This window comes from Streptomyces sp. NPDC051940, assembly GCF_040680895.1.
GTDB lineage: Bacteria > Actinomycetota > Actinomycetes > Streptomycetales > Streptomycetaceae > Streptomyces.
The window spans coordinates 1-7,344 of the sequence record NZ_JBFAXR010000220.1 but is presented as its reverse complement, the minus strand read 5'-3'; the positions used below and the strand labels follow the sequence as shown (position 1 = coordinate 7,344).

The 7,344-nt window shown below is 73.1% G+C and carries 8 protein-coding genes and 3 pseudogenes; 6 read left to right on the top strand and 5 right to left on the bottom strand.

Translation table 11 applies throughout. The features are described 5' to 3' along the window. Positions 1 to 111: 111 nt before the first annotated feature. The 4 genes and pseudogenes from AB0M28_RS39135 to AB0M28_RS39120 all read left to right on the top strand — a co-directional run. Positions 112 to 693, top strand: a pseudogene (locus AB0M28_RS39135) (DUF2461 domain-containing protein); the annotation flags it as partial. A 13-nt stretch (positions 694 to 706) separates the two neighbouring features. Then, complete coding sequence (locus tag AB0M28_RS39130) at positions 707 to 1,369, top strand: class I SAM-dependent methyltransferase (protein WP_365415384.1); 663 nt, start codon at positions 707 to 709, stop codon at positions 1,367 to 1,369. Between the two features lie 81 nt (positions 1,370 to 1,450). Continuing rightward, positions 1,451 to 2,203 carry an SDR family oxidoreductase gene (locus AB0M28_RS39125; protein WP_365415386.1) on the top strand — a complete coding sequence of 251 codons (753 nt, stop codon included), beginning with the start codon at positions 1,451 to 1,453 and terminating at the stop codon, positions 2,201 to 2,203. A gap of 151 nt (positions 2,204 to 2,354) precedes the next feature. After that, the gene (locus AB0M28_RS39120) at positions 2,355 to 2,981 is read left to right on the top strand and encodes a TetR/AcrR family transcriptional regulator (RefSeq protein WP_365415382.1); all 627 of its coding nucleotides are present in this window, start codon (positions 2,355 to 2,357) and stop codon (positions 2,979 to 2,981) included. A 16-nt stretch (positions 2,982 to 2,997) separates the two neighbouring features. On the opposite strand, the gene AB0M28_RS39115 is transcribed toward AB0M28_RS39120, so the two are convergent. Genes AB0M28_RS39115 through AB0M28_RS39095 form a run of 5 tightly spaced genes read right to left on the bottom strand, consistent with a single transcriptional unit; the run spans position 2,998 to position 7,002 of the window. Beyond that, a complete protein-coding gene (locus AB0M28_RS39115; protein WP_365415380.1) occupies positions 2,998 to 3,759 on the bottom strand; it encodes a CoA-transferase in 762 nt (253 codons plus the stop codon). Continuing rightward, positions 3,756 to 4,634 carry a CoA-transferase gene (locus AB0M28_RS39110; RefSeq protein ID WP_365415378.1) on the bottom strand — a complete coding sequence of 293 codons (879 nt, stop codon included), beginning with the start codon at positions 4,632 to 4,634 and terminating at the stop codon, positions 3,756 to 3,758. Before AB0M28_RS39110 ends, AB0M28_RS39115 begins: the two co-directional genes overlap by 4 nt. Before the next feature lie 18 nt (positions 4,635 to 4,652). Next, entirely contained in the window at positions 4,653 to 5,648 is a 996-nt protein-coding gene (locus AB0M28_RS39105) for an acyl-CoA dehydrogenase family protein (protein WP_365415377.1), read from the bottom strand. Beyond that, positions 5,645 to 6,820 carry an acyl-CoA dehydrogenase family protein gene (locus AB0M28_RS39100; protein WP_365415375.1) on the bottom strand — a complete coding sequence of 392 codons (1,176 nt, stop codon included), beginning with the start codon at positions 6,818 to 6,820 and terminating at the stop codon, positions 5,645 to 5,647. The genes AB0M28_RS39105 and AB0M28_RS39100 overlap by 4 nt, the downstream gene beginning before the upstream one ends. After that, on the bottom strand, positions 6,817 to 7,002 hold the full coding sequence (locus AB0M28_RS39095; protein WP_365415373.1) for a hypothetical protein: 186 nt from the start codon (positions 7,000 to 7,002) through the stop codon (positions 6,817 to 6,819). Before AB0M28_RS39095 ends, AB0M28_RS39100 begins: the two co-directional genes overlap by 4 nt. Before the next feature lie 144 nt (positions 7,003 to 7,146). On the opposite strand from AB0M28_RS39095, the pseudogene AB0M28_RS39090 reads away from it, so the two are divergent. Both AB0M28_RS39090 and AB0M28_RS39085 read left to right on the top strand, forming a co-directional pair. After that, positions 7,147 to 7,263 (top strand): annotated as a pseudogene (locus AB0M28_RS39090) (short chain dehydrogenase); the annotation flags it as partial. A gap of 19 nt (positions 7,264 to 7,282) precedes the next feature. Beyond that, positions 7,283 to 7,344, top strand: a pseudogene (locus AB0M28_RS39085) (PadR family transcriptional regulator); the annotation flags it as partial.

The window sequence follows — 7,344 nt, the reverse complement described above, 5'->3', positions numbered from 1 at the left end:
GAGTTGTTGACGATGTCCGGCGCCAAATCGGGGCGCGGGTTCTGACCGTTGCGGTCGGTCGGCGCGAGGATCCACTGACCCGACGAGAGCAGGTCCGAGGCCGACAACTCCAAGGCCTTCTGGACCGAGAACAAGGACCGCTACGAGCGTTCCGTCCGCGGTCCGTTCCTCGCGCTGCTCGACGAGCTGGCACCCGAGTTCGGCGGCGAGCCCGTGATCTTCCGGCCGTATCGCGACATCCGCTTCAGCAAGGACAAGTCGCCGTACAAGACCAACCAGGGCGGCTTCCTCGAGATCGGCGAGGGCGCCGGCTACTGGATCTCCCTCGACGCGCACGGCGTCGCGCTCGGCGGCGGCTTCCACGCCCGTGACCGCGACACGACCGCCCGCTACCGGGCCGCGGTCGACGACCCGAAGAGCGGCGCCCGGCTCGCCGCCCTCACCGAGGCGGTCGTGGCCGGCGGCTTCGAGCTCGGCGGCGCCCAGGTCAAGACCCGCCCGCGCGGTGTGGCCGCGGACCACCCCCGGCTCGACCTGATGCGCCGCGAGTATCTGACTGCAGTCATGACCGTGCCCCCGGCGAAGGCCGCCGCGAAGGGCTTCGCCTCCACCGTGGACGAGCGCTGGCGGGCGCTCACGCCGCTCATCGAGTGGATCCGCGACGAGGTGGGGCCGACGGGCCGCAGGGCGTAGCGGGGCACGGGCCTTGGCGGACGAGCAGGAGCTGGCCGGGAACCAGCGGCGGCACTGGCAGGACACCTACGCCGCCCACCCCGGCATGTACGGGGAGCAGCCCTCCGCGCCGGCCGTCCACGCGGCAGCCGTGTTCCGTACGGCAGGGGTGCGGGACGTGCTGGAGCTGGGCGCCGGGCACGGGCGCGACGCTCTGTACTTCGCCCGGGAGGGGTTCGACGTCCGGGCCGCCGACTTCAGCCTCCGCGGGCTGGAGCAGCTGCTCGACCGGGCCCGGGCCCAGGGCGTGGCGGGGCGGGTCGACACCCTGGTCCACGACGTACGCGACCCGCTGCCGCTGCCGGACGCCTCCGTGGACTCGGTGTTCGCGCACATGCTGCTGTGCATGGCCCTGTCGACGAAGGAGATCCACGCGGTCGTCGGCGAGGTCCGGCGCGTGCTGCGGCCCGGCGGCGTCTTCGTCTACACCGTCCGGCACACCGGCGACGCGCACTACGGCGGCGGCATCGCACACGGCGACGACATCTACGAACACGGGGGCTTCGCCGTCCACTTCTTCGACCGGGACCTGGTCGATTCCCTCGCCGACGGCTGGACCCTGGACGAGGTCCGTCCCTTCGAGGAGGGCGATCTGCCCCGTCGCCTGTGGCGCGTCACCCAGACGCTTGGCGACTAGCAACCTAGCACTTGTTTGGTCTGCGGGTTACGATGATGCCGACTCCGAGGAGGAAGGCGGCGGCCGGTGATCAGCTTCGACATGCGGGGCAAGGTCGTTCTCGTCACCGGAGGCGCCCGGGGTGTGGGGGACGGCATCGTGTCCACGTTCCTGGCGGCCGGCGCGGAGCTGGAGATATGCGGGCGGAGCGAGCCGGCGGAGCTGCGGGACACCGGCGGCCGGCGGCCCCGGTTCACCCGCGCGGACGTCCGCGACGCCGCCCAGGTCGCCACCTGGATCGCGGCCGCCGCCGACCGGCACGGCCGCATCGACGTCGTGGTCAACAACGCGGGCGGAGCGCCCTTCGCGGACTTCTCCGCGGCCTCACCCCGCTTCCACGACAAGGTCGCCTCCCTCAACCTGATGGCCGCGGTGTACGTGTGCCACGCGGCGTACCCGTATCTGCGGGAGTCCGGCTCGGGGTCCGTCGTCAACATCACCTCGATCTCCGCCCGCAGGCCCAGCCCCGGCACGGCGGTGTACGGGGCGGCCAAGGCCGCGGTGGAGAGCCTGACGGGCAGCCTCGCCGTCGAGTGGGCGCCCGACGTGCGGGTGAACGCGGTCAGTTGCGGACTGGTCGCCACCCCGGGGTCGATGGACCACTACGGCGACGAGGAGCAGTACGCCAAGGTCGCGGCGACCATCCCGCGGGGCGTGCTGGCCACGCCCGAGGAGATCGGCGCCGCCTGCCTGATGCTCGCCTCACCCCTCGCCGGCCACATCACCGGCGCCGTGCTCAACGTCGACGGCGGCGGGGAATGGCCGGCGTTCCTGCAGCACACGCCCAACGCCTGAGCGGGCGCCGGGCCGCCCTTCGGCGCTCCCGTGGGGGCGGGTTCCTGATTGAGCAAGTGCTTGTTCGGTACACTGCGACCGGACACGACATCGTGATACGTCATGATCGCCCATTCGCGGACCGAAGGGCGCGGCAGAAGGGAACGCGGAGATGGCGGAGACGAAGACCGGTGGCGGGCGGCGCAGGCGGACCTCCGCCGCCAGTTCCGCGCGGCGGTCGGAACTCCTCGCGATCGCCGCCGAGATGTTCGCGACCCGCGGCTACGCGCAGACGACGGTCCGGGACATCGCGGACGAGGCGGGGATCCTGTCGGGCAGCCTCTACCACCACTTCTCCTCCAAGGAGGCGATGCTCACCGAGCTGCTGCAGGACTTCCTCGGCGGTCTGCGGGAGCGGTTCGTGCGGATCGTGGAGGAGGGCGACAGCCCGAAGGAGATCCTCGACAGCCTCATCCGCAGCTCCTTCGACGCCATCCACGAGACCCCGCACGCGGTGGCGCTGTACCAGAAGGAGTCCTCCTATCTGGCCACCGTCGCCGGGTTCGACTTCGTCGCGGAGACGAGCCGGGACATCGAGGGGGTGTGGCTCGGCGTCCTCGACGCGGGCCGGATGGCCGGGGCCTTCCGCAAGGACCTCGACCGCGACCTCGTCTACCGGTGCATCCGGGACGCCGTCTGGTCTTCGGTCCACTGGTACCGGCCCGGCGGCCGGCTGTCCCACGACACGATGGCGGACCAGTACATCGCCCTGCTGCACGACGGCCTGACCAGGCCCTGAGCCCGGGGCCGGGCGCTCATGCCCGGACCTCGCCGTCACGCAGTCCGCGGGGGTCGATCACCTCGCGGATCAGGCGCAGCTCCTCGCGGCCGGGCAGGCGCGTCGTACCGGCGGACGAGACGTCCAGCGCGAACCCCGTCTGCCGCGCCACCTCGTCCGCGCTCACGCCGGGGTGCAGGGAGCGCACCTTCAGCCGGCCGTCGGCGCCGTAGTCGAGCACCGCGAGGTCGGTGACCACCACGCCGAGTTCGTGGAAGCGCAGGGACGGGCCCCGGTGGGCCCGCGCGCGGTCGTTGCCGACGCCGGAGACCACGTCGACCCGTTCGACGAACACGCGCGGCGAGTGCGCCGGCACCCAGTAGTCGACCCGGTGGTTGACCGTGTTCCCCGGCGCCCCGCGCACGCCGATCAGCTGCCGCTTCGGGCGGCGCCAGTCGCCGATCGCCGAGATGTTCTGGTTCCCGTACGCGTCGAGCTGGCTCGCGCCCATCATGCTGCGCCGGCGTCCGGTGGAGAGGATGTCGAAGACGCTCCGGAACGGCGCCCAGCTCTCGACGGTGCCCCCGGCCGCGGCGTTCCCGCCGAGCGGCGGCGGGTCGCTCATCAGGAAGCACTCGCCGTCCGTGAGCACCAGGTCGGGGGAGTGGGTCAGCTTCGCCAGCCGGGCGCTGACGGCCGGGATGGTGCCGACCGCGTGGGCCAGCACCTCGCCGGCGTCGCGCCAGGTGTCCGAGCAGGCGACCGCGCAGATCTCGGCCCTCGTCGCGTCCGTGCTCACCGCTGCTCCCCGCTCTCGGTCCGGCTCTGGTGATGGGCCCGGACGGCTCGTTGGTACGCCGCCTCGTCGCCGCCGAGGAAGGTGTCCCGGAAGCCGCGCCAGGACTCCTCGTCCCTGGCGGCTGCCGCGTACGCCTTCTGGAACGGCTCGTCGCGCCCGTAGTCGGGCGCGCAGGAGGTGAAGTGCGCACCCCCCGGCGCCTCGACGACGCCGCTCACGAACATCCTGCTGATCAGCAGGGACTGCGGCGGTCCGGACTTGGAGAGGTCGGCGGTGTCGACGATCTGCTCGACGCTCATGAGGCACCGGTCGGAGGCCATGGCGAACAGGTCGTCGAAGTACGGGTCCGGGCCCAGGTACTGGCCGTTGCCCTGCGCGTCGCCGCGGTTGAGGTGGATCAGCGAGACGTCCATGCGTACGCCGGGCACGGCCACGTACACCTCGTCGTCGTACGGCGAGGCGACCGTCTTCAGGCCGGGGTTCATCCGCAGCACGTCGCTGGCCAGCCCGGCCCGCGTGGGCAGGAACGACAGCCGGTTCGCCCCGGCGCGCAGCGCCGCCACGAACATCCCCTCGTCGTACTCGGCCGTCTCGACGGAGCCGGACTCGCGGGCCGCGCGGAAGTGGGGGTCCAGCGGGATGCTGTCGAGCGACACGAAGCCGTAGACCAGTTTGCGGACCTTGCCGGCGGCGCACAGCAGACCGACGTCCGGACCGCCGAACGTCACCACGGTGAGGTCCTCGACCTCGGTCCGGAGCAGCTCGCGGACCAGCGCCATCGGCTTGCGCCGCGAGCCCCAGCCGCCGATGCCGACGGTCATGCCGGACTCGATCTGACGCGCGGCCGCGGCCAGTGACAGGGTCTTGTCGACCATGGGTTCAACCTCCTTGACCTAGCGCCTGTCTGGTACGGGAGCCACGGCTCTCGTCAGTGCGTCGAGTACCCGGGCGCGGTGGACGGCCGGCGTGCCCCACGCGCCGCGCAGGGCCCGTACCTTGAGCAGCCACAGGCTCAGGTCGAACTCCAGCGTGTAGCCGATCGCCCCGTGGATCTGCAGCGCGGTCCGCGCCGCGAGGTACGCGGCGTCCGAGCAGGCCACCTTCGCGGCCGACACGTCCCGGGGCGCGTCGCCGGTACCGGCCTCGAGTTCGAGGGCCGCGCCGTGGACCAGCGGCCGGGCGAAGTCCAGTCGTACGCGTACGTCGGCGAGCGCGTGCTTGACCGCCTGGTACTCACCGATGACGCGGCCGAACTGGCGGCGGGCACCGGCGTACGCGACCGTCTCCGCCAGCAGCCGCTCGCCGGCTCCCAGGAGCATCGCGGCGCAGGCGAGCGTGGCGGCGTCCAGGGCCTGGGCGGCGTGGTCGGCCGGTACGGTGCCGAGCGGTTCGCCCCGTACGACCTCGAAGAGGCGGCGAGTGGGATCCATCGAGGTCCGGGCCTTCCCGGCTGCGGCCGCGCTCAGTTCGCGGCCGTCCAGCAGGAGGACGCGGTCGGCCGTGTCGGCGTCCAGTGCGCGGGGGGTGTGCGGCGGTGCGGCGACCGAGACCAGCAGCTCGCCGGCGGCGATCTCGTCGAGCCGCGGCGTGCCTGCCGGCAGCGCGGGCGCCAGGACCGCGGTCTCGATCCACGGTCCGGGGACGGCGTGGCGGCCCAACTGCTCGAAGGCCACCGCGACATCGAGGCAGCTGCCGCCGACTCCGCCGCTCGCCTCGGGTATCCGCAGCGCCGTGACGCCCAGGCCGGCGAGCCGTGACCACAGTTTCCGGCCCGGGCCGTGGTCGCCCGCCGCCCACGCACGGGCGGTGGCCGGGACCCCGGCGCCGCCCAGGAGGCTGTCGAGCGCCTCGGCGAAGGACCGCTGCTCGGCGGAGAGCGTGAACCTCACGAGCCTGCCCTCCGGTTGTCGCCGCGGGGGAGGCCGAGCAGCCGCTCGGCCACGATGTTGCGCTGGATCTCGTTGGTGCCGGCGTAGATGGGGCCGGCCAGGGAGAAGAGGTAGTCCGCGGGCCAGGCGCCGTCGTCGGGTGCCCCCTCGCCGGTCAGTTCCTGGTCCGCGCCGAGCAGGTCCAGGGCGGTTTCGTGCAGGGCGAGGTCGAGTTCGGACCAGAAGAGCTTGTTGACGCTGCCGTGCGCCCCCAGGTCGCCGCCGCCGCGCAGGCGCTCGACGGTGCCCCAGGTGTAGAGGCGGTAGGCGTGCGCCCTGATCCATGCGTCGACTACGCCGTCCGCGGCGTGCGGGGCGTCGGCGCCGCGGTCACGCCACAGCCCGACGAGCCGGTCCGCCGCCGCGCAGAAGCGGCCGGGGGAGCGCAGCGACAGGCCGCGCTCGTTCCCGGCGGTGCTCATGGCGACGCGCCAGCCGTCGCCGACGGCGCCGAGGACGTCGGCGTCCGGGACGAAGACGTCGTCGAGGAAGATCTCGGCGAAGCCCGCGTCCCCGTCGAGCTGCGCGACGGGGCGGACCGTGACGCCGGGGGCGTCGAGCGGGAAGAGGAAGTAGGTGAGCCCGCGGTGGCGTTCCGCCCCGGGGTCGCTGCGGAACAGCCCGAAGCCCCGGTCGGCGAACGGCGCCCGCGAACTCCAGGTCTTCTGCCCGCTGAGCAGCCAGCCGCCCCGGTCGTCGTCGCGCACCGCACGGCTGCGGATGCCTGCGAGGTCGCTGCCGGCCTCCGGCTCGGACCACGCCTGGGCCCAGACCTCGGTGCCGTCGGCCATCGGGGGCAGGTAGCGGCGCCGCTGTCCGGGGGTGCCGTGGCCGAAGAGGATGGGGGCGAGGAGCGAGATGCCGTTCTGCGAGATACGGGTGGGGGCGCCGCTGCGGTAGTACTCCTCCTCGAAGATCACCCACTCGGTGAGGGTGGCCCCGCGCCCGCCGTACTCCTCGGGCCAGGCGACCACGGACCAGCGTCCGTTCGCGAGGGTCCGCTCCCAGTCGCGGTGGGCGCGGGCGCCGTCCTCGGTGTCCATCGACGGCAGCCGGCCGGGGCTGTGCTCCGCGAGCCAGGCGCGGGCTTCGGCGCGGAAGGCCTCCTCGCGTTCGGTGAACTGAAGGGTCATGCTCCTCCTCCGCTTTGCTCGCCCGCGTCCGCCATCGCCCGTGCGTCCGGCCCGGCGGGGGAGTCGACGTCGACCTCGTGCGCGTGCGTCGCGTGGTGCAGCGTGACCAAGGCGACCGGACCGCGCACCTCGTACGTCACCACGGGACCCCGGCCGCCGGGCTGCGGTGCGTGCTCGCCCATCTGCCCTCCACGCGTTGTCGCCGGGGTCTCCCCGCGCCGTGGGCGGCAGGGTGCGGTCACGCTACCAAACAAATGCTTGGTGGGCTATGGTGGCGGAGGCCGTCATGCCGAGCGCGCGCTCGGCCTGCCGAAGGAGCCCCGCGGATGACCCGTACCGAGCAGCCCGCCCCCGCCTACGTCCCGGCCCACGGCCTGCTGGCCGACCGCACCGTCGTCGTCACCGCCGCGGCCGGCGCCGGCATCGGCGCCGCCGTCGCGCAGGATCCCTAGGATCTACGTCATGTCCCTCCCGCACGCCATCCTCACCGCGCTGCTCGAGAAGCCGTCGTCCGGTCTGGAGCT